Source organism: Caulobacter sp. FV2ps19 (assembly GCF_058681035.1).
The window spans coordinates 2,615,714-2,636,078 of the sequence record NZ_CM178729.1 but is presented as its reverse complement, the minus strand read 5'-3'; the positions used below and the strand labels follow the sequence as shown (position 1 = coordinate 2,636,078).

The following is a 20,365-nucleotide window of genomic DNA, read 5'->3' as shown; positions in this document are numbered from 1 at the left end:
TCAGCGAGAAAAATAATTTGAGACGCGCGCTTCAAGTCGCGCGCCAGCGTCATCGGGACCAGTCGCTTGCATCAAGCCGTCATCGCCGCCACCGGCCTCTACACCCCGCCGTTCAGCATTTCGAACACCGAGCTGGTCGAGGCCTTCAACACCTTCGTCGAGCGCTTCAACGCTCAGAACGCCGAGGCCATCGCGGCCGGCGACATCGTCGCCCTGGCCCCCTCGTCGCCCGAGTTCATCGAGAAGGCCTCGGGCATCAAATCGCGCTTCGTGATGAACAAGGACGGCATCCTCGATCCGGCCGTGATGCGCCCGATCATCCCCGAACGCCCCAATGACGAGATCTCGATCCTGGCGCAGATGGCCGTGGAAGCCGCCAAGCAGGCCATAGCCGCCTGGGGAAAGCCCGTGTCCGAGATCGGCGCTGTGATCTGCGCGGCCTCCAACATGCAGCGCGCCTATCCGGCCATGGCCATCGAGGTGCAGCAGGCCCTGGGCATCGACGGTTTCGCCTTCGACATGAACGTCGCCTGCTCGTCGGCGACGTTTGGTATCAAGACCGCCGCTGACTTCATCGCTTCCGGCTCGGCCAGGGTGGTGCTGATGGTCAATCCGGAGATCTGCTCGGGCCATCTGAACTTCAAGGACCGCGACAGCCACTTCATCTTCGGCGACGTGGCCACGGCGGTGATCATCGAGGACGCCGACCAGGCGACCGGCGGCTGGGAGATCCTGGGCACGCGGCTAAAGACGGTGTTCTCCAACAATATCCGCAACAATTTCGGCTTCCTGAACCGCGCGGCCCCCGAGGGCGAAGGCGCGCGCGACAAGCTGTTCGTGCAGGAAGGCCGCAAGGTGTTCCGCGAGGTGGTGCCGATGGTCAGCGAGATGATCGTGCAGCACGCCGCCGATATCGGCGTTGATCCCCAAGGCCTCAAGCGCCTTTGGCTGCATCAGGCCAATATCAACATGAACGAGATGATCGGTCGCAAGGTTCTGGGCCGCGACCCCGCCCCCGGCGAGAACGTCATCATCCTGGACACCTACGCCAACACCAGCTCGGCCGGCTCGATCATCGCCTTCCACTCGGCCAATGACGACTTCAAGGCCGGCGAAACCGGCCTGATCTGCAGCTTCGGCGCGGGCTATTCGGCGGGCACGGTGTTTGTCAGGAAGCGGTAGGCGCTAGCCGACTGGCCAATTACCCATCACCGCCCGCAATGCGCCGGTTCCCGCCGCCCTTGGCTCTAGTGAAGGGCGCGGCGGCGTATAGAACTAGCGCAGTCCGGATTTCCTGAGGTCCCCATGCCGTTCCATGACCGTCGATCCTTCTTGCTGACCCTCGGAGCCGGCGGCGCCCTGGCGATGGCCGGGTGCGACCAAAAGCCGCAGGCCGCCGTCCAGACCACGGCCCAGCGGGTCGAGGCGACCAAGACCCTGCGGATCGGGCTGGAGGGCACCTATCCGCCGTTCAACTTCCAGGACAGGGACGGTCAGCTGGCCGGTTTCGATGTCGACTTCGCCAAGGCCCTGGCCGAGCAGATGGGCGTCAAGCCGGTGTTCAGCCCCTCGCCCTTCGCGGGCCTGCTGGGCGCACTGGAGTCGGGACGCATCGACGTGGTCGTCAACCAGATCACCATCACCCCCGAGCGCCAGGCCAAGTACGACTTCTCCAAGCCCTACACGGTCTCGGGCATCCAGATCATCACGCTGAAGGGCAAGGCGGGCCCCTACGGCCCGGCCGAGCTGGCCGGCAAAAAGGTCGGGGTGGGTCTGGGCACCAACTATGAAAGCTGGATGCGGGCCAATGTGCCGACCGCCGACATCCGCACCTATGACGATGACCCGACCAAGTATCAGGACCTGAAGGCCGGTCGCCTCGACGCCGTGCTCAACGACCGGCTGGTCGCCGCCGACTTCGTCAAGAGCTCGCCCGAATTCGTCGCCTCGGGCCCGGCGTTCGCGGCCCAGAACCAGGGCGTGGCCATGCTGAAGGATCCGGCCATGAAGGTGCTGGTCGACCAGGCCATCGACGGCCTGCGCGCCAATGGCAAGCTGGCGGCGATCTCGCAGAAATGGTTCGGCGCGGACGTCACGCGCTAGGCATGGACGCCACGCTAGACCTTCTGCGCCAGTCCGCGCCGCTGCTGCTGAAGGGCGCGGGATACACCGTGGCGCTTAGCCTGATCGGCATGGGCCTGGGCCTTGTTCTAGGGTTTGGCCTGGCCCTGATGCGGCTGTCCCGCACAGCCCTGCTGCGCTGGCCGGCCCGCGCCTATGTCTCGGCCTTTCGCGGCACGCCGCTGCTGGTGCAGCTCTTCCTGATCTATTACGGCCTGCCGCAGTTCGGGATCGAGCTGCCGCCGCTGATCGCCGCCGGCATCGGCTTCTCGCTGAACATCGCCGCCTATGCCTGCGAGATCCTGCGCAGCGCCATCGCCAATGTTGATCGCGGCCAGTGGGAGGCCGCCACGGTGCTGGGCATGAGCCGGGGCCAGGCCCTGCGGCGGGTGATCCTGCCCCAGGCCGCCCGCACCGCCGTCGCGCCGCTGTCCAACAGCTTCATCAGCCTGGTCAAGGACACCTCCCTGGCCGCCACCATCCAGGTGCCCGAGCTGTTTCGCCAGACCCAGCTGATCACCGCCCGCACCTTCGAGATCTTCACGATGTATCTGGCGGCGGCGGCCCTCTACTGGATCGTCTCGACCCTGCTGGCCGCCGGCCAGGGCGTGCTGGAGCGCCGCGCCGCCGAGGGCCGCCGATGAACGCCGTGACGACCCGGGGCCTGATCAAGCGCTTCGACGGGACCACCGTGCTCAACGGGGTCGATCTGGAGGTCGCCTCCGGCGAGGTGGTGGCGATCATCGGTCCCAGCGGCTCGGGCAAGAGCACCCTTCTGCGCTGCCTGGCCGGGCTGGAGCTGCTGGACGGCGGGACGCTGCGAATCGCCGGCGTCGAGGCCGCGCCGCGAGCGCCCCTGGCCCGCGCCCTGAAGGGCCGCGTCGGGTTCGTCTTCCAAAGCTTCAATCTTTTCCCGCATCGCACGGCGCTTCAAAATGTCGCAGAGGGACCCATCGTCGTCCGTGGAGAATCTCGTGCAGCGGCGGAGGCCCGCGCCCTGGCCCTGCTGGAAAAGGTCGGACTGGGCGCACGGGCCCACGCCTATCCCAGCGCGCTTTCCGGTGGCCAGCAGCAGCGTTGCGCCATCGCCCGGGCCCTGGCGATGGATCCTGAGGTGATCCTTTTCGACGAGCCGACCTCCGCCCTCGACCCGGAACTGGTCGGCGAGGTGCTGGCCGTCATCCGCGAATTGGCCGCCGAGAGGCGGACCATGCTGATCGTCACGCACCAGATGGACTTCGCTCGAGACGTCGCCGATCGTACGATCTTCATGGATAGCGGCGTTATCGTCGAACAGGGCCCCTCGCGCGCGCTGTTCGGAGCGCCTAAGGAAGAGCGCACACGACGATTCCTCGGCAAGGTGACCGCGCCCTGAGCCATAATTTGGCCCCCGGCGCTCTCCATCACGTCGCCGCCAACGCCGTGTGCTGTTGAGGCGAGGTCCTGTGAAACCCTATATCGAACTGAAAGGCGCTTCTGGCGCCGTCTACCGCTACAAACTGGCTGAGGATGCTGATCCCCGGACGACCATCGCCGGAAACTTCGTCTTTGTGGACGGGGCCGGCCAGGTGCTGTTCGTCGGCGAGGCCAATAACCTGATCGGCGCCAACGCCCGATGGTCCGAGGCCGTGACCCGTCACGGCGCCGCCCATCTCTATACGCGCCTAAACGTCTCGGGCGCCTCGCGGAGCGAGGAACATGCCGATCTGCTGTCGGCCCTCCATCCCGTGATGAACCGGGACGCCTAGCCGGCGTCCACTTCTGGCGTCGGCTTCGCTATGGTCTAGCCGATGAGACCAGAGATTCTCTTTCCGCTGTTTACGCCGGTCTCCACGCTGAAAGGCGTGGGGCCGCGCGTCGCGCCTCTGGTCGAGCGTGTCGCCGGGGCCATCGTCCGCGACGTGCTGTTCACGCCCCCACAGAGCGTCATCAGGCGCACCGCCACCACCGTCGACCACGCGATCGACGGTCAGGTCCAGACCTTCACCGTCAGTATCGACGCCCACCAGCCGCCCAGCCGCCTGGGTCAGCCGTGGAAGATCCGCGCCTGGGACGAAACCGGCTTCCTGACCCTGACCTGGTTCAAGGGCCACGGACCTCACCTGGAGCGACAGCACCCCGTGGGCGCCCGCCGCGCCGTCAGCGGCAAGGTCGAGCGGTTCGGCTCCGAGATCCAGGTCGCCCACCCCGAATACCTGCTGCCCGAGGACCGCGCTGGCGAGATCCCCGCGTTCGAGCCCGTCTATCCGGCCACCGCCGGCCTGCCCTCGCGCACCTTCCGCCGTTTCGCCCTGGAGGCTCTCGAGCGCGCCGCTGAGCTGCCGGAGTGGCTGGATCCCGCCTGGAAGGCGCGCGAGGCCTGGCCCGGCTGGCGCGAGGCCTTCGCCGCCGCCCATAATCCCACCGGCGAGGCCGATGTCTCGCCCCTGTCGCCGCATCGCCGCCGGCTCGCCTATGACGAGCTGCTGGCCCATCAGCTGGCCCTGGCCCAGCGCAAGGCCTCGCGCCGCGCCCAGCCCGCGCCGCGCGTCGGTCCCAGCCCCCTGGCGGAGGCTGTCGAAAAAGCCCTGCCCTTCAAGCTGACCGGCGCCCAGATCCGGGCGCTCTCTGAAGTTCGGGGTGATCTCGCCTCCGGCGAGCGCATGAGCCGATTGCTGCAGGGCGACGTCGGCTCGGGCAAGACCGTGGTCGGCATGCTGGCCATCGCCGACGCCGCTGGCGCGGGCCTGCAGTCGGCCTTCATGGCCCCCACCGAGATCCTCGCGCGCCAGCACTACGAGACCATGGCCGGGCCGCTAGCCGCACTGGGCCTATCGGTGATCCTGCTGACCGGCCGCGACAAGGGCGCGGGCCGCGCCGCCAAGCTGGCCGGCCTAGCCGACGGCGCGCACGCTGTAGCCATCGGCACCCACGCGCTCTTTCAGGACGATGTGGTTTTCAAGGCCCTGGGCCTGTCGATCATCGACGAACAGCACCGCTTCGGCGTCAATGAACGTCGCCGGCTGCAGGACAAGGGCGACCGGGTGCATCTGCTGGCGATGTCGGCCACGCCGATCCCGCGCACCCTGGAGCTGACGGTGTTCGGTGATCTCGACGTCTCGCGCATCGACGAGAAGCCGCCGGGCCGCACGCCGGTCGCCACCCGCGCTGTGCCCATGACCCGCCTGCCCGAGATCATCGCCCGCCTGAAGGCCGCCGCCGCCAGTGGGGCGCAAGCCTTCTGGATCTGCCCGCTGGTCTCGGAATCCGAGAAGATCGACATGCAGGCCGCCGAAGCCCGCGCCGCTGACCTGCGTCAGATCATCGGCTCGTCGGTGGGTCTTGTGCACGGTCAGATGGCGGCCGCCGAAAAGGATGCGGTGATGGCCGATTTCGTCGAGGGCAAGGTCTCGGTGCTGGTCGCCACCACCGTGGTTGAGGTCGGCGTCAATGTGCCCAACGCCAGCATCATGGTCATCGAACAGGCCGAACGCTTTGGCCTGGCCCAACTTCACCAGCTGCGCGGCCGGGTCGGCCGCGGCGCGCGGGAAAGCTCGTGCGTGCTTCTGTACGACCTGCCGCTGTCCGACACCGCCCAGCAGCGGCTGGACATCCTGCGCAAGTCCGACGACGGCTTCGAAATCGCCGAGAAGGATCTGGAACTACGCGGCGGCGGCGATCCCCTGGGCCTCAAGCAAAGCGGCTTTCCCGCCTATCGCCTGGCCGATCCTGTGGCCCACCGCGACCTGATCGCCGTGGCCGCCGACGACGCCCGACTGATCCTGGCCCGCGATCCAGACCTCACCTCGCCGCGCGGCCTGGCGGTGCGGACGCTGCAGGAACTGTTCGACTGGAAACCGGCCTCGCCGCTGCACGACGCGGGCTAGGGCTGTATGAACATTGACCGCCGTGGCGCGAAAACCTCGCCCTTCGACAGGCTCAGGATGAGGTTTTCGAGTGAGTGGGCGGTGAAATAGCCCTCATCCTGAGCTTGTCGAAGGACCAGGGCGGCCCCCATGGCGGGCGACCGCCCCTCTGTCCACGGTGCCTACCGCTCAGGCCCGTCGCGCCATTTCAGGGTCAGCTTGCCCCGCCGGGCCTCGAACGCCTCCAGGCGGTTGAGGAAGCTCATGCCCAGAAGCGAGGTGCTCATCGGGGCCTTGTTGATGATCATGTCGAAATCGTTGATCCGGATCTGGCCGACCGCCAGGCTGTCAGCGGTGTAGGGCGCCCCATAGCCCAGGCCGTTGGCGGTTTCGGCGACATTGTCATAGCGCAGGCCGTCGACATCGACGCCCAGCCGTCGGGCGTCATCGGGACTGAGCACGGTCTCGGTCGCGCCGGTGTCGACGGCGAACCGCACGCGCTGTCCGTTGACCAGGGCCACCACCGTGAAACCGCCGCCTTCGTCACGCGGGATGACCATTTCGTGCTCGGAAATGGCCACGGGGTCGCCGCCGCTGAAGGCGATGCGCAGATGGTTCGAAACGTCCTCGAGCTCCTCACGATAGGCAAAGCCCAGCGCCAGGACCGCAACGATCACCGCCCAGATCGCGGCGTAGCGCAGATGTCTGCCGATGGCGCCCCGCGGCAGCCGCGCCAGACCCGAACAGACCACCACCACCAGACCGACCCGAAAGGCGATGTTGGCCCAGTCGTCGCCGGTGCGCACGGACTCAGGGAAGGCCCGGGCCAGGGCGACGACAATGCCGATCAGGGCGACCAGGAACAGCAGCCAGAGCCAGCGCCGGGACGGGCCTGGCGCGGGCGGCGGCGTGCTCGCCTCCTCGGCTTGACGCCCCCAGGGATTGTTGTCGCCTGACACCGGCCCGCTCAGTGCGTCGCAGCGGCGCTGCGATGCGTCCACAGATGCATCAGGCCCGCCAACATGCCGCCCACGGCCAGTCCCACCACCGACGAGCCCGCCGCGAACGCGATCCAGCCGGTCGCCGCGCCCACCGACGGCGCGCCGGCCGCCCAATGGGAGAAGGCCTCCACCCAGATTGGGATCGGCGTCAGGTGGAAATGCTCCAGGCCATGAACAATGATACCGCCGCCGACCCACAACATGGCGGCGGTGCCGATCACGGTCAGGGCCTCCATGGTAATGGGCATGGCCTTGACCAGACCGCGTCCGAAGGCGCGCACCGGCGCGGTCCTGCGCCGCGACAGGTGCAGGCCGATGTCGTCCATCTTTACGATCAGACCCACCACGCCATAGACGGCGATGGTCAGCAGGATCCCGACCAAGGCCAGGGCCCCCGCCTGAATCAGCAGCGGTCGTTCAGCGACCGTGCCCAGGGCGATAGCCATGATCTCACCCGACAGGATCAGATCGGTGCGGATCGCGCCATTGACCTTCTGGGCTTCCAGGGCCGGGCCGCTGAGCGCCAGTTCCTCAGGCTCTTCGACGGGATCGTGGCCTGCGACGGCCTCGATGATCTTTTCGGTGGCCTCAAAACACAGATAGGAGCCGCCAAGCATCAGGATCGGGGTCACGGCCCAGGGCGCGAAGGCGCTCAGCAGCAAGGCTCCCGGCAAAAGGAACACCAGCTTGTTGCGGAACGACCCGACGGCGATCTTCCAGACGATTGGCAGTTCCCGCTCGGGCGTGAAGCCCATGGCGTAGCCGGGCGTCACGGCCGTGTCGTCGACCACGACTCCCACGGCCTTGGTTCCCGCCTTGCCCGCGGCGGCGCCGACATCGTCAAGAGACGCGGCGGCGAGTTTGGTGATGGCGGCGACGTCATCCAGCAGGGCGGCGAGACCAGACGGCATGGACACTCTCAAAAGGCGCGCTGAGCGCGAGAACGAAACGGCGTGCAAGTTGCGGTGATCCGCCGCCAAAGTCGACAGCGCCGTCGCTCCGAGCCAGCGCATGCCCTTGCATGACGCTGGGTGAGCCCTGAAACCTAGCCCTATGGACATTCCCTCAGCCCTGTCCCGTCTCGCGCCGCGCCTGTCGCCGACAGCGACCGCGGCCCTAAACGCCTGGCGGCTGTCGGGCGGCGCCAGCCTCGAAACCTGGGCCTTCGACCTCGATGACGGAACCCCTCTGATCCTGCGACGCCGCCCCGACGCCGCCCCGCCCCGCGAGACCGCCGCGTCCCTAGCGCAAGAAGCCGCCCTGATCGTCGCCGCCGGCCGGGCCGGCGCGCCCGTCCCGGTCGTCGAGCATGTCTGCGATCCCGCCGATGGCCTGGGCGAGGCCTTTGTCATGCGGCGGCTGGAGGGCGAGACCCTGGGCAAGCGCATCGTCCGCGACGCCGCGTTCGACATGGTGCGACCGGGCCTGGCGCGGCGCTGCGGCGAGGTTCTGGCGCAGATCCACGGCGCCGCCCAGGATGATCTACCGCCGCTGACCACCTCGGACGCCCTGGGCGAACTGGCCCGCTATGAGGCGATCTATCGTCAGCTGGGCGCTGAACTGCCGACCTTCGAGGCCGCCTTCCGCTGGCTGGAGGCGTCTGCGCCCCCGCCCCTGCCGCCGGTTCTGGTGCATGGCGACTTTCGCAACGGCAATCTGATGATCCATCCCGAGCGCGGTCTGGTCGGGGTGCTGGACTGGGAGCTGGCCCATCTGGGCGACCCGGCCGAGGATCTGGGCTGGCTGTGCGTCAATTCCTGGCGGTTCGGGCAATGGCGAAGCCCGGTGGGCGGCTTTGGCGGCTACCAGACCCTTCTGGACGGCTATGCCGCTGCGGGCGGGCGAGAGATCCCGCTGTCGCGACTACGGTTCTGGCAGGCTCTGGGCTCGCTAAAATGGGGCGTGATGTGCCTGATGATGTACGCCAGCTTCGCCAGCGGGGCCGATCCGTCGATCGAGCGGGCGATGATCGGCCGGCGGGTCAGCGAGACCGAGATTGACCTCGTCCTGCTGATGGAGCGCGCGACATGATCACCTGCCCCACCGCCACCGAACTCCAGACCGCTGTCGACGCCTCTGATCGCGAGACCGATCAACCCGGCGACGCCCGTCACGCCTTTCTGGCGCGTGTGACCGACAACGCCCGGGCCTTGCTTCAGCGGGAGCAGGCGCTCGGCGCGGCGGGCGAAACGGCCGAACGAACGCGGCTGGCGGCCCTGCTGGGGGTCGAAGGTGATTTCGCGGAGCTGAATCGCCGGCTATGCCAGGCGCTGCGGTCGGGTGCGATCAAGCCGAACGCCCCCGCCCTGCTGGCCCATCTCAGGGCGACCGCGATCGACCGGATCGCCATCGACCAGCCGACCTATTGCGGGCTGGCGGCCCTGCTCGACGACTGAAGCGGCTGACCGCTCATGATCGCCACGCGCCCCAGAGCGTCGGCCTCCACGTCGGCATAAAACAGGTTGAAGCTGTCGACCTTGCGACGATCAGCCCAGGAGCCGGCGTCACGCAGCGCCTTGGACTTTGGACGACTGGTGTGCAGCAGGCCGTTCTCACACTGCGCCCAGACCTGACGTTGCAGGAAGGCCGGCCGGGCGCCCCAGTCCAGCCCGGTCGCATTGGCGGCGCCCAGGTTCAGCCGGGCGGGAGCCCGCTCGAGGCTGACGCCGCCGAGCAAGGGGTTGAAACACAGGGCGCGGCGGCCGTTCAGGTCAATCAGTCTATCGCCGTCGTCCCAGATCAACGACCGATGCATCAACTCTTGCAGACGCTGGAAATCGCCCTCCTGGGTCGAGGCCCATGCGGCGACACAACCCGTCTGGTCGCGCCGTTCGCAAGCGGGCAGAGGCGCTCCCGGGCCGTATTCCTCGGCCGGCACAACGGTTTCAACCAGATAGGCGGCGATCAGGCGCGGCTTAACGGCCGGATCGGCGCCGATCTCCTCGCGCAGCAGGCGCGCCGCCATGGCGCCCCCCTGCTCGACCCCGACGATGATGAACGGACGACCCCTGTTGTACTGGGTCAGATAGAGCCTAAACGCCTCGCGCACGTCGCCATAGGCGAAGCGTCGCGCGTCGCGGGCGTCGTCGCGAAGAGTCAGATAGGTGTAGAGGCTGGCCTGACGATAGCGCGGCGCGAACACCCGACCGACGCGGTAGAAGGGCCCGGCATAGTTGGGCAGCACCACCCGCGACAGGAACCGCTGGGCCTTAGGCTGATCGATGGCGCCGTTCCAGTCCTGGCCGCCATCGAAGGTCGTGGGGTGGACGAAGAACACATCGGCCGGCGGATCGCCCGTTCCGGGTCTTGCCGGATCCTTGGGCCGCAGGGCCCAGGACGAAGCCTTGCCGTAATCCGGGGCCGGCGGCGGATCATAGGTCAGGAACGGGATCTTGGGATCCAGGGCGTTGCTGAGGATGTCAAAGCGCCACACGAACGCAGCGGCCACGACCAGGGCCGTCAAAAGGACGGCCCCGGCGAAGATCCAGCGTTTGAAGCCCTTGAAACGGTCGCCCATGACCTTGGGTTACACCATGGCCGCGCGGGGATTAAGCCCCCTCCTGCCCGATGATCGCCACCGAGCACACATTGCTGGCCGGCGCGCCGCCCAGATTGTGGGTCATGCCGAAAACCGGGTCTTTCAGCTGCCGCTCGCCGGCCCGGCCCTGAAGTTGCAGGTACATCTCGTACAGCATCCGCAGGCCCGAGGCCCCGATCGGATGGCCAAAGCACTTGAGGCCGCCGTCGATCTGGCACGGCACCCCGCCGTCGGCGTCATAGAAGCCGTCCATCACGTCGCGCCAGCCCTGACCTTCTGGCGAGATGAACAGGTCCTCCATGGTCACCAGCTCGGTGATCGAGAAACAGTCATGCACCTCGATCATCGAGATCTGCTCGCGCGGCCGCTCGATGCCGGCCTCGCGATAGGCCTTGCCGGCGGCGATGCGCGCGGTGTGGAAGTGGCTGCCGTCCCAGCCGTTATACTGGCTCTCATAGCCGTTGGAGACCGACAGCTGGATGGCTTTCACCATGGTCAGGTTGGTCTTGCCCATCGCCCTGGCGATCTCGGGCGTGGTGACGATGGCGGCGGCCGCGCCGTCCGACACGCCGCAGCAGTCGAACAGGCCCAGGGGCTCGGCGATCATCGGCGCATTGAGCACCTGCTCGACGGTGATGGGCTTGCGCAGGTGGGCCTTGGCGTTCTTGGCCCCGTTGGCGTGGCTCTTGACCGAAACATGGGCGATGGCGCGCTTCAGATCGTCCTTGGAGACCCCGTGCTTGGCGCGGTAAGCGCTGGCCAGCTGGGCGAAGTTGCCGGGCGCGGAACCGTTGGGCATCACCTGCGGCGTCAGGGTGCCGGGATTGGCGACCGGCAGGCCGCCATAGCCGGTGTCCTTCAGCTTCTCGACACCCAGGGCGATGGCGATGTCGGCCGCGCCGGAGGCCACGGCATAGACCGCCCCCCGGAAGGCTTCCGAACCCGAGGCGCAGAAGTTCTCCACCCGGGTGACGGCGATATTGGGCAGGCGCAGGGCGATCGACATCGGCGTGCCGCCCTTGCCCGTCCCCATCTCGTCGACATGGGTCGAGAACCAGGCCGCGTCCAGCTGGCTGGGCTCGATGCCCGCATCGCTCATGGCCTCGATATAGGCTTCCACCATCAGGTCGTCGGGCCCGCAGTCCCAACGCTCGCCGAACTTGCTGCAGCCCATCCCCAGGATGGCGACCTTGTCGCGAATGCCCTTGGCCATGGTGAGTGCTCCCTAGGTTCCGGTCGGCTTGGAGGCCGTATTGATTGGGTGTATATACAGCGTCATGACCCTCTACATCCGCAATGCGGAGGCAGATCGCCTTGCGCGACAACTCATTGAACTGACAGGCGAAAGCCTGACGGAAGCCGTCATTGTCGCGTTGCGAGAACGCGTGGATCGAACCTCGAACAAGCCTCGAACGGTGGAAGAGAAAATGACTTTCATGCGGTCGTTGCAGCAGCGTTCCGCAAGCCTTCCGGTGCTCGACCCCCGCGACCCTGACGATATCCTGTACGATGAAAACGGCCTGCCGAAGTGATCGTGCTCGATACGTCGGCGATCCTGGCCATCATCTGGGGAGAGCCTGAGGCCGAAGACTTCATGAGGGCCATTGCGACAGCGAATGGCGTTCTCATCTCGGCAAGCACGCGACTGGAGCTCCATGCCGTGTGTCTGCATCGAAAGGGACGACCAGACGTCGAGGCCGCCGAGCGGTTCATGTCCGAGCTTGACGTGATCACCGAGCCCTTTGACGAAGGACAGTTGCTGATCGCCAAAGCCGCCTACGAGAAATATCGCTTTGGCCGGAAAGGATTGAACATGGGCGACTGCTTCAGCTACGCCCTGGCCAGATCGCGCGACCTGCCGCTGCTGTTCAAGGGCGAGGACTTCGCCGCCACCGATGTGAAGCGCGCGGCTTGACACCGCCCTACTCCGCCGCGACGGCGGTTTGGGCTGAAGCGGCCGATCGGTCCGGCGCGGCTTTCCAGAAATAGCGGACAAAACCGCGCTTCTCGTCGATGTCCTTGATGCGGAACACCATCTTGACCGGCAGACCGGTGTCGACATCGCCGGGCGAGACGTCGGTGATGTCCATCATGATCCGGCCGCCCTCCTCGAAGACGATCATCCCGTAGTGGTTGGGCGGGGCCATCGAGAAGGTCAGATAGTCGGCCGAATAGCTGAGCACCGAAGCCTTGCGCTCGGCGAAGCGGTACGGCTCCTGGGTGTCCACGGCGGGATGGTTGGGGGCCACGGAGATCCGGGTGCGTGGGAACTGCACGACGCCGCTTTCGCGACAGCGCCCGCCGACCAGACCCAGGATCATGTCCTCGTTGCGATAAAGGGTGGTCAGGGCCGTCTTGTTGTCCTTCTCGGCCCGCATGCCCTTGTCCCAGTCGATCAGGCCGTTGAAGGTCAGGAACTTCAGATAGTTGGTCTCTTCCTGGCGGTCAGCCAGGGATCCGGTGACGCCGCGCGCCGGCCTGGCCTCGGCCGCACCGGTGGCCCGGAACACCAAGGCCTCGGCGCCCTGGCCGAACTGGGCGACAAGGATGATCTCGCCCGCCTTCGCCTGCTCCAGGGCGTGGGCCAGCAGGATCGGCCCGTGGGCGGCGCCCGCTTCACCCATCACCGCGGCGAGGTTGTCGCGCACGGCCTCGGGCGCAATGCCCAGGCTCTTGGCCAGGGTCGCGGCCATGCCGGAAAAGGTCGACGGGAAGCAGAAATGGGCGACTTCTGCGGCCGTGACGCCGGCCGCCTCCAGCGCGCGCTTGATGGCCGGCGGGACCAGCTTGACGATGCCCTCGTCGCGGATCCAGCGCTCTTCCCACTGATAGTCGAAGCCGCCGTCATTGCCGCGGAAGTGATCGACGAAGTCGTCGGTGACGCTGCCGCGCCCCAGAAAGTCAGCCGCGCCGCCCTCGGCGGTGACCACGAAGGCCGCCGCACCGTCGCCGCAGTCCAGCTCCAGGGCCGAGGCCGCTCGCGCCTTGCGACGCTCGCCGGCCGCGACCAGCGCCGTCTTGGCCGCGCCGCCCGCCACCGCAGCCAGAGCCTGACCCAGGGCCGTCAGGCCGCAGCGTTGCGAGCCGGTGACGTCGCTGGCGGTGATCGACTTTTCCAGGGTCAGGGCCGCCGAAACGATCCCCGCGTTCAGCCGGTCGGCGAACGGCGCGGTGGTCGAGGCGAAATAAAGGGCGTCGACATGGCTGCGGTCGTCACCCGCGCCCAACGCGTCTCGGGCCGCCTCGACGGCCATGGTCAGGGCGTCCTCGTCCCAGTTGGCCATCGAGCGCTCGCCCTTGCCCTTGGACTTGAGGTTGGGCGCGACCCAGGCGTTGGCCTCGACCACCGCCTTGCGGCCTAAGCGCAGGCGCGGCGCATAAGCGCCCCAGGCGGCGATGCCGACCATGTCTCCATCCCTCAATCTTGTCGCGTTGACCCAGCCTATGCCCGGGCCCGCGCGCCCTTCAAGCGTGCCGCTTCGTCAAGCGCGGCCAACCTCGGGCGAGGTGATCCGCTCCATGCGCAGGCCCATGCCGATCAGTCGGGCCGGTATCCGGCGCAGAATCGGAAAGAGGTTGAACATCTGCGCCGCAGCCGGGGCTTTCAGGGGCCGTCCGCCCAACGCCGCCCCGATCACACGGTCCTGCACGAAGACCTGCAGGGCCTGTAGCGCCTTGACGGCCGGCAAACGTCTGGCGCGCACGCTATCGAGCCGCGCGTCCAGTACATCATCAGAACCGGCGAAGGCGTCATACAGAAGGTTCGCCACCGCGATGGCGTCCTGAATCGCCAGGTTGATCCCCACGCCGCCGACCGGCGACATGGCATGCGCGGAGTCGCCGATACACAACAGCCCCGGTCGCGACCATTGCTCCAGCCGGTCCACCGTGACGCTCAACAGGTGCACGTCATCGAAGCTCTTCAATTCGTCCACGCGATCGGCGATGGCGGGTGCGGCCAAGGCGACGTCGCGGCGGAAGGCCTCAATGCCCGACGCCCGGATCGCTCCGAAACGGCCTTTCGCCGCCACATAGCCACACTGGAAATAGCCCTCGCGCGGGATCATCACGAACATCCGACCATCGCTGATCCGCCCCAGAGAGGCCTCAGGATTATCGGTCGGCCGACGCGACAGCCGCATCCAGAGCACATCCATCGGCGCGCCCAGGTCCGTCACCGGCAGCTTGGCCTGACCGCGCAGGATCGAACTGCGACCGTCAGCGGCGATCACCAGCCGCGCACGGACTTCCATAAGACCCTGCGGCGTTTCGGCCCTGACGCCGACCACGCGCCCGTCGACCTCGATCAGACTGGTGGCGCGAGCGCTCATGGCCATCTGGAATGTCGGAAATTTCCGCGCCTGACTCACCAGGAAGTCGAGGAAATCCCACTGCGGCATCAACGCAATGAAGCGCGCGGCTGTGGGCAGGTGCGAGAAGTCGGCCAGATGGATCAGCTTGCCGCCAAACTCGCCCGACAGTCGGCTGATCTCGGTGTGAGGCAACTTCAGGAAGGCGTCCAGCAGCCCCAGATCGGCAAAGGCCTGAAGGGTTGAAGGATGCACGGTGTCGCCGCGGAAATCGCGCAGAAAGTCGCCATGCTTTTCCAGCACCACGACAGAAATGCCGGCCCGGGCCAGCAGGAACCCCGCCATCACCCCGGCGGGGCCGCCGCCAACGATGCAGCACTCGACATCCAGACCCTGAGTGGCGGCGGCGCTCATCGCTCAAACCTCCATCCGCTTGCCGTTACCGAAACGGATCATCCGTATTCAGATACCCGGCCACATAGTCCGTCACGCCATCCTCAAGCGAGGTCATTGGTGCGGCGTAGCCGGCCGCCCGCAGACGCTCCATCTTCGCCTGGGTGAAGTACTGATACTTGCCGCGCAGGACCTCGGGCATGTCGACATAGCTGATGTCCGGCTCGCGGCCGATGGCCCGGAACGTCGCCTCGGCCAGATCCTTGAAGGCGCGCGCCTCGCCCGAGCCCAGATTGTAAATGCCGTTGACCTGCGGATTGTCGGTCAACCAGCCGACGATGTCGGCGACGTCGCGCACATAGACGAAATCGCGCAGCTGACCGCCATCGGCATAGTCGGGATTGTGCGACTTGAAGAGCTTGACCCCTTCACCGGCCGCGACATGCGGCCAGATCTGGGCGACCACCGACTTCATGCCGCCCTTGTGGCCTTCATTGGGGCCGTAGACATTGAAGAACTTGAGACCCACCCACTGCAGCGGCGCCTGACCGCGCGCGGCTTCACGCACGGCGTAGAGATCGAAGATCGCCTTGGACCAGCCATAGGCGTTCAGCGGTCGCAGGGCTTTCAGCGAACCCATGTCATCAAGGCCCTCGAAGCCCCGGCTGCCGTCGCCATAGGTCGCCGCCGAGGAGGCGTAGATCATCCGCCGGCCATGCTCGGCGCACCAGGTCCACAGGTCGCGCGACAGCACGAAATTGGCCTGCACGATCTTGTCGACGTCCGGCTCGGTAGTCGAGGACACCGCGCCCATGTGGATGACCAGCTCGACGTCGCCGCCGCGCCTGGCCAGCCAGGCGAACAGATCCTCAGGCGCCACGAAGTCGGCGATCGGCGCCTTGGCGATATTGCGCCACTTGCCGCTGGCCGCGTCGCGCAGGCGGTCGCAGACCACCACGTCGATGGCCGGATCCTCAGCCAGCCTGGCGACGATGTTGGAGCCGATAAAGCCGGCGCCGCCGGTGACGAGAACTGTGCGTCGGGTCATACGATCAGGCCGCCCGCTTGGTCAGGGCGTCATAGTCCAGCAGGTTGGCGACCAGGGCCTCGAACTGGCTCATCGGCACCATGTTGGGACCGTCCGACGGGGCGTTGTCCGGATCCGGATGGGTTTCCATGAACACGCAGGCCACGCCGATCGACACGGCCGCGCGGGCCAGCACCGGCACGAACTCGCGCTGACCGCCCGACGAGCCGCCCAGGCCGCCGGGCTGCTGGACGCTGTGAGTGGCGTCGAACACCACCGGGCAGCCGATCTCCTTCATGATCGGCAACGCGCGCATGTCGCTGACCAGGGTGTTGTAGCCGAACGACACGCCGCGCTCGCAGGCCATGACATTGGGATTGCCGGCGCCGGTGACCTTGGCGATGACGTTCTTCATGTCCCAGGGGGCCAGGAACTGACCCTTCTTGATGTTGATCGCGCGGCCCGTCGCGGCGGCGGCCAGCAGCAGATCGGTCTGGCGGCACAGGAAGGCCGGGATCTGGATCACGTCGACCGCCTCGGCCACCGGGGCGCAGTGGCTGATCTCGTGGACGTCGGTCAGGGTCGGCAGGCCGGTGACCTCGCGGATCTCCTGAAAGATCGGCAGGCTGTCATGCAGCCCGATGCCGCGCTGGGCGTTGGCCGAGGTGCGGTTGGCCTTGTCGTAGGAGGTCTTGTAGATCAGGCCGACGCCCAGGCGATCGGCCATCTCCTTAAGGGCATGGGCGGTCTCCAGCGCGTGCTGGCGGCTTTCCATCTGGCAGGGGCCGGCGATGATCGACAGCTTTTCGCCATTGCCGATGCGGACGGGCTTTCCGTTGGCGGTCCGAACTTCGACGACGGCGTTTGGGGCTACGGCTTGGGGCTGACTCAAGGCAAGACTTCCGGCGAGAAATGATGGCAGGCCTGACAGGTGGCCTCAGAAGCGAGACGGTGCAAGTGCGGATCGACACGGATGGCGACGGACCGGTCTTGCTGTGGCTGCGCAAGGACCTGCGTCTGGCCGACAATCTGGCCCTCAATGCGGCGATCGCCACCGGAAGACCGGTCATTCCGCTCTACATCCTCGATGAAACGCCGGGCGTTCGGCCGATGGGCGCCGCCTCGCTGTGGTGGCTGGACAAGTCGCTGGCGGCCCTGGCCCGCGACCTTGAAGCGCGCGGCGGACGTCTGATCCTGCGGCGCGGCCCGGCCGCCGATGTGCTGGACGCCGTGATCACCGAGACCGGCGCGGCCGGCGTGGTCTGGAACCGGCTCTATGACAAGGCCAGCATCGATCGCGACGCCGCGATCAAGGCCGATCTGCGCGCCCGCGGCCTGGCCTGCGAGAGCTTCAACGCCGGCCTGCTCAACGAGCCCTGGACCGTGAAGAACGGTTCGGGCGAAGGCTACAAGGTCTTCACCCCCTATTGGCGAGCGGCCCGGGCGCAGATGGGCGAGGTTCATGTCACGCCCGCTCCCGGCGCCCTGCCCGCCCCCGCCGCCTATCCCGTCAGCGACAGCCTGTCCGACTGGGGCCTGCATCCGACCCAGCCCGACTGGTCCACCGGCTTCGCGCTCTGGACGCCCGGCGAGGCCGGCGCCGCTCAGCGGCTGGACGACTTCCTGGCCTCCAAGGTCCAGGACTATGCCGACCAGCGCGACATCCCCGGCGTCGAGGCCACCTCCCTGCTCTCGCCGCATCTGCATTTCGGTGAGATCGGTCCACGTCAGGTCTGGGTCGCGACCCGCAACGCCATGGCCGCCGGCGATGTCCCGTCAGGGCCTGGAGAGAAATTCCTGTCCGAGGTGGGCTGGCGCGAGTTCAACGCCTCGATCCTGTTCCATCGCCCGGACATCACCACGGCCAATTTCCGCGCCGAGTTCGACGCCTTCCCCTGGAACCGCGACGATGCAGCCTTCAAGGCCTGGTCCAAAGGCCAGACCGGCTATCCGATCGTCGACGCCGGGATGCGCGAGCTGTGGTCAACCGGCTATATGCACAACCGGGTGCGAATGATCGTCGCCTCGTTCCTGATCAAGCACCTACTGATCGACTGGCGGCTGGGCGAAGCCTGGTTCTGGAACACCCTGGTCGATGCGGACCTCGCCAGCAATGTCGGCAACTGGCAGTGGACAGCCGGCAGCGGCGCCGACGCCGCGCCCTATTTCCGGATCTTCAACCCGATCAGCCAGGGCGAGAAGTTCGACCCCCGGGGCGTCTATGTCCGCCGCTGGGTTCCGGAACTGACCAGCATGCCGGACGCTTTTATCCACAAGCCGTGGATGGCGCCGGCGCATCTCTCCATAGGGGCCCGGCGTACCTATGGCCGACCGATCGTGGATCACAGTCAGGCGCGATCGCGCGCCCTGGCGGCCTATCAGAGCCTGAAAGCCGGCGGATAGGGATTTACGGGGACGGTCTCAAGAGCGTTAATGCCCAGGAGCCCGCATGCGGACCGCCATGACCTATTCGGACACAGCGCTCTGGAATGACCCCGATCTGCGAAGCGCGCCCGGCGCCTTCCGGACGGCCCTGCGCGTTGCGGCCGAGAACTGGGCGGTGGGTTCGCTGGCGTTCATCCTGCCGTCGGGCAAGAGGTTCGAGATCACCGGCAAGGCTCCAGGTCCAAACGCCGTGATCCAGGTTCGCGACTATCGCTTCGTGCGCCGCGCCCTGGCGTCGGGCGACATCGGCTTCGCCGAGGGCTTCATGGCCAGCGAATGGGACACGCCCGACCTGTCGACGGTGCTTGAGGCCTTCTCGCTGAACTTCGACCGCCTGCATGGCCTGGTTCAGGGCAATGTGGTGATGCGCGCCATCAACGCGCTCTATCACCTGGTCCATCGTAACGACCGCAAGGGCTCGAAGCGCAACATCCACGCCCATTACGACCTGGGCAACGCCTTCTATTCGCGGTGGCTGGACCCCAGCATGACCTATTCCTCGGCGGTCTATGAGCAGCCGGGTCAGCCGCTCAGAGAGGCCCAGACCGCCAAGTACGCCGCCCTGGCCAAGACCCTCGACCTGAAACCCGATCACCACGTGCTGGAAATCGGCTGCGGCTGGGGCGGTTTCGCCGAGTTCGCCGCCAAGGAGATCGGCGCGCGGGTGACGGCCGTCACCATCTCCCCGTCGCAGCATGAGTTCGCCCGCAAGCGGCTGTTCGAGCTGGGCCTGGCCGACAAGGCCGACATCCAGCTGATCGACTATCGCGACATCCAAGGCCGCTTTGACCGCGTCGCCTCCATCGAGATGTTCGAGGCCGTAGGCGAGGAATACTGGCCTACCTATTTTGGCAAGATCCACGAGGTGCTGACCCCGGGCGGCCGGGCGGGCCTGCAGATCATCACCATCCGCGACGAGCTGTTCGAGCACTACCGGACCCAGACCGACTTCATCCAGCGCTACATCTTCCCGGGCGGCATGCTGCCCAGCGAGACCCGCCTGAAGGCCGAGACCACGCGGGCCGGCCTGGAATGGCGCGACGTCCGCCGCTTTGGCCAGAACTATGCCGACACCCTGGCCGAATGGGCCCACCGGTTCGAAGGCGCCTGGGAGGAGATCACCAAGCTGGGCTTCGACGAGCGGTTCCGGCGGCTGTGGCGGTTCTATCTCAGCTATTGCGAAGCCGGCTTCCGCACCGAGCGGACCAATGTGATCCAGCTGGGGCTGAGCAAGGCCTGAAGGCGTCGAGCTGACTGTCGAAACCCCCATGGGGCGCGAAACAGGCTCCGAAACTTCCCCTTCGCGTCATGACGTCGTTGTGCCTAGATCGTCAAAACACAGCGAGGTCGCACCCCGATGAACCTCTACACCATGGTCCTGGATTTCCACGGCGGCACCTACATCACCCAGTTCGACGCCGCCACGCCGGTCGATGCGGTCACCGCCTGGTGCGGCGAGCTGCAGGACGAGCAACTGCTGGGCGAGGTGTCGATCGACCTCGCCGAGGGGATCATGATCGACGCCGTCGAGAACCAGCTGGTCGAGGTCGAGGGCCTGCACCACGTCTGGTGCGCCGCCACCACGGCCGGCGGCCCCCTGGCTCTGCTGAACGTCATCGAGACCCGGGTCGGCGCGCTCTAGACGCCGCCATCAGGAAAACTGGGCTTGCCTCCGGTCGTCGCGA

Annotated in this window: 21 protein-coding genes; 13 read left to right on the top strand and 8 right to left on the bottom strand. The window is 67.0% G+C overall.

Annotated features, from left to right (window positions below; all coding sequences use genetic code 11):
• The first annotated feature begins 66 nt into the window (after positions 1–66).
• The 6 genes from ACW18B_RS12430 to recG all read left to right on the top strand — a co-directional run bounded on the left by ACW18B_RS12430 (position 67) and on the right by recG (position 5,987).
• The gene (locus tag ACW18B_RS12430) at positions 67–1,182 is read left to right on the top strand and encodes a beta-ketoacyl-ACP synthase III (RefSeq protein ID WP_492047359.1); all 1,116 of its coding nucleotides are present in this window, start codon (positions 67–69) and stop codon (positions 1,180–1,182) included.
• A 123-nt stretch (positions 1,183–1,305) separates the two neighbouring features.
• Entirely contained in the window at positions 1,306–2,103 is a 798-nt protein-coding gene (gene tcyJ, locus ACW18B_RS12425) for a cystine ABC transporter substrate-binding protein (protein ID WP_492047358.1), read from the top strand.
• A 2-nt stretch (positions 2,104–2,105) separates the two neighbouring features.
• Positions 2,106–2,765 (top strand): cystine ABC transporter permease, encoded by a 660-nt coding sequence (tcyL, locus tag ACW18B_RS12420; protein ID WP_492047357.1) that lies wholly within the window; start codon positions 2,106–2,108, stop codon positions 2,763–2,765.
• On the top strand, positions 2,762–3,496 hold the full coding sequence (locus ACW18B_RS12415; protein ID WP_492047356.1) for an amino acid ABC transporter ATP-binding protein: 735 nt from the start codon (positions 2,762–2,764) through the stop codon (positions 3,494–3,496). Before tcyL ends, ACW18B_RS12415 begins: the two co-directional genes overlap by 4 nt.
• Before the next feature lie 70 nt (positions 3,497–3,566).
• A complete protein-coding gene (locus tag ACW18B_RS12410; protein ID WP_492047355.1) occupies positions 3,567–3,869 on the top strand; it encodes a hypothetical protein in 303 nt (100 codons plus the stop codon).
• A 42-nt stretch (positions 3,870–3,911) separates the two neighbouring features.
• Positions 3,912–5,987, top strand: a complete 2,076-nt coding sequence (gene recG, locus ACW18B_RS12405) for an ATP-dependent DNA helicase RecG (RefSeq protein ID WP_492047354.1) — start codon at positions 3,912–3,914, stop codon at positions 5,985–5,987.
• Between the two features lie 161 nt (positions 5,988–6,148).
• Here recG and ACW18B_RS12400 read toward each other — a convergent pair whose 3' ends face one another.
• The gene (locus tag ACW18B_RS12400) at positions 6,149–6,925 is read right to left on the bottom strand and encodes a retropepsin-like aspartic protease family protein (protein WP_492047353.1); all 777 of its coding nucleotides are present in this window, start codon (positions 6,923–6,925) and stop codon (positions 6,149–6,151) included.
• A gap of 8 nt (positions 6,926–6,933) precedes the next feature.
• On the bottom strand, positions 6,934–7,878 hold the full coding sequence (locus ACW18B_RS12395; protein WP_492047352.1) for a DUF808 domain-containing protein: 945 nt from the start codon (positions 7,876–7,878) through the stop codon (positions 6,934–6,936).
• 142 nt (positions 7,879–8,020) lie between these two features.
• On the opposite strand from ACW18B_RS12395, the gene ACW18B_RS12390 reads away from it, so the two are divergent.
• Both ACW18B_RS12390 and ACW18B_RS12385 read left to right on the top strand, forming a co-directional pair.
• Positions 8,021–8,998: a phosphotransferase family protein gene (locus ACW18B_RS12390; RefSeq protein WP_492047351.1), complete on the top strand. Its 978-nt coding sequence runs from the start codon at positions 8,021–8,023 to the stop codon at positions 8,996–8,998.
• Positions 8,995–9,363, top strand: coding sequence for a DUF6285 domain-containing protein (locus ACW18B_RS12385; RefSeq protein WP_492047350.1), 369 nt, complete (start codon positions 8,995–8,997; stop codon positions 9,361–9,363). The genes ACW18B_RS12390 and ACW18B_RS12385 overlap by 4 nt, the downstream gene beginning before the upstream one ends.
• Here ACW18B_RS12385 and ACW18B_RS12380 read toward each other — a convergent pair.
• Together ACW18B_RS12380 and ACW18B_RS12375 are read right to left on the bottom strand one after the other, a co-directional pair.
• Entirely contained in the window at positions 9,330–10,484 is a 1,155-nt protein-coding gene (locus ACW18B_RS12380) for a DUF3089 domain-containing protein (protein WP_492047349.1), read from the bottom strand. The genes ACW18B_RS12385 and ACW18B_RS12380 overlap by 34 nt on opposite strands.
• A 31-nt stretch (positions 10,485–10,515) precedes the next feature.
• Positions 10,516–11,718: an acetyl-CoA acetyltransferase gene (locus tag ACW18B_RS12375; protein WP_492047348.1), complete on the bottom strand. Its 1,203-nt coding sequence runs from the start codon at positions 11,716–11,718 to the stop codon at positions 10,516–10,518.
• 64 nt (positions 11,719–11,782) lie between these two features.
• On the opposite strand from ACW18B_RS12375, the gene ACW18B_RS12370 reads away from it, so the two are divergent.
• Entirely contained in the window at positions 11,783–12,037 is a 255-nt protein-coding gene (locus ACW18B_RS12370) for a type II toxin-antitoxin system VapB family antitoxin (RefSeq protein ID WP_492047347.1), read from the top strand.
• The gene (locus ACW18B_RS12365; protein WP_492047346.1) at positions 12,034–12,420 is read left to right on the top strand and encodes a type II toxin-antitoxin system VapC family toxin; all 387 of its coding nucleotides are present in this window, start codon (positions 12,034–12,036) and stop codon (positions 12,418–12,420) included. The genes ACW18B_RS12370 and ACW18B_RS12365 overlap by 4 nt, the downstream gene beginning before the upstream one ends.
• Positions 12,421–12,427: 7 nt before the next feature.
• On the opposite strand, the gene ACW18B_RS12360 is transcribed toward ACW18B_RS12365, so the two are convergent.
• The 4 genes from ACW18B_RS12360 to kdsA form a co-directional block, all read right to left on the bottom strand.
• Positions 12,428–13,912: an OB-fold domain-containing protein gene (locus ACW18B_RS12360; protein ID WP_492047345.1), complete on the bottom strand. Its 1,485-nt coding sequence runs from the start codon at positions 13,910–13,912 to the stop codon at positions 12,428–12,430.
• A 75-nt stretch (positions 13,913–13,987) separates the two neighbouring features.
• Positions 13,988–15,229, bottom strand: coding sequence for an FAD-dependent oxidoreductase (locus ACW18B_RS12355; protein WP_492047344.1), 1,242 nt, complete (start codon positions 15,227–15,229; stop codon positions 13,988–13,990).
• Positions 15,230–15,254: 25 nt separating this feature from the next.
• A complete protein-coding gene (rfaD, locus tag ACW18B_RS12350) occupies positions 15,255–16,256 on the bottom strand; it encodes an ADP-glyceromanno-heptose 6-epimerase (RefSeq protein ID WP_492047343.1) in 1,002 nt (333 codons plus the stop codon).
• Positions 16,257–16,260: 4 nt separating this feature from the next.
• Complete coding sequence (gene kdsA / locus ACW18B_RS12345) at positions 16,261–17,127, bottom strand: 3-deoxy-8-phosphooctulonate synthase (RefSeq protein WP_492047342.1); 867 nt, start codon at positions 17,125–17,127, stop codon at positions 16,261–16,263.
• Positions 17,128–17,186: 59 nt separating this feature from the next.
• On the opposite strand from kdsA, the gene ACW18B_RS12340 reads away from it, so the two are divergent.
• The 3 genes from ACW18B_RS12340 to ACW18B_RS12330 all read left to right on the top strand — a co-directional run bounded on the left by ACW18B_RS12340 (position 17,187) and on the right by ACW18B_RS12330 (position 20,322).
• Positions 17,187–18,638, top strand: coding sequence for a cryptochrome/photolyase family protein (locus ACW18B_RS12340; protein WP_492047341.1), 1,452 nt, complete (start codon positions 17,187–17,189; stop codon positions 18,636–18,638).
• 46 nt (positions 18,639–18,684) lie between these two features.
• Complete coding sequence (locus ACW18B_RS12335) at positions 18,685–19,920, top strand: class I SAM-dependent methyltransferase (protein WP_492047340.1); 1,236 nt, start codon at positions 18,685–18,687, stop codon at positions 19,918–19,920.
• A gap of 117 nt (positions 19,921–20,037) precedes the next feature.
• Positions 20,038–20,322 (top strand): hypothetical protein, encoded by a 285-nt coding sequence (locus ACW18B_RS12330; protein WP_492047339.1) that lies wholly within the window; start codon positions 20,038–20,040, stop codon positions 20,320–20,322.
• Positions 20,323–20,365 lie beyond the last annotated feature (43 nt).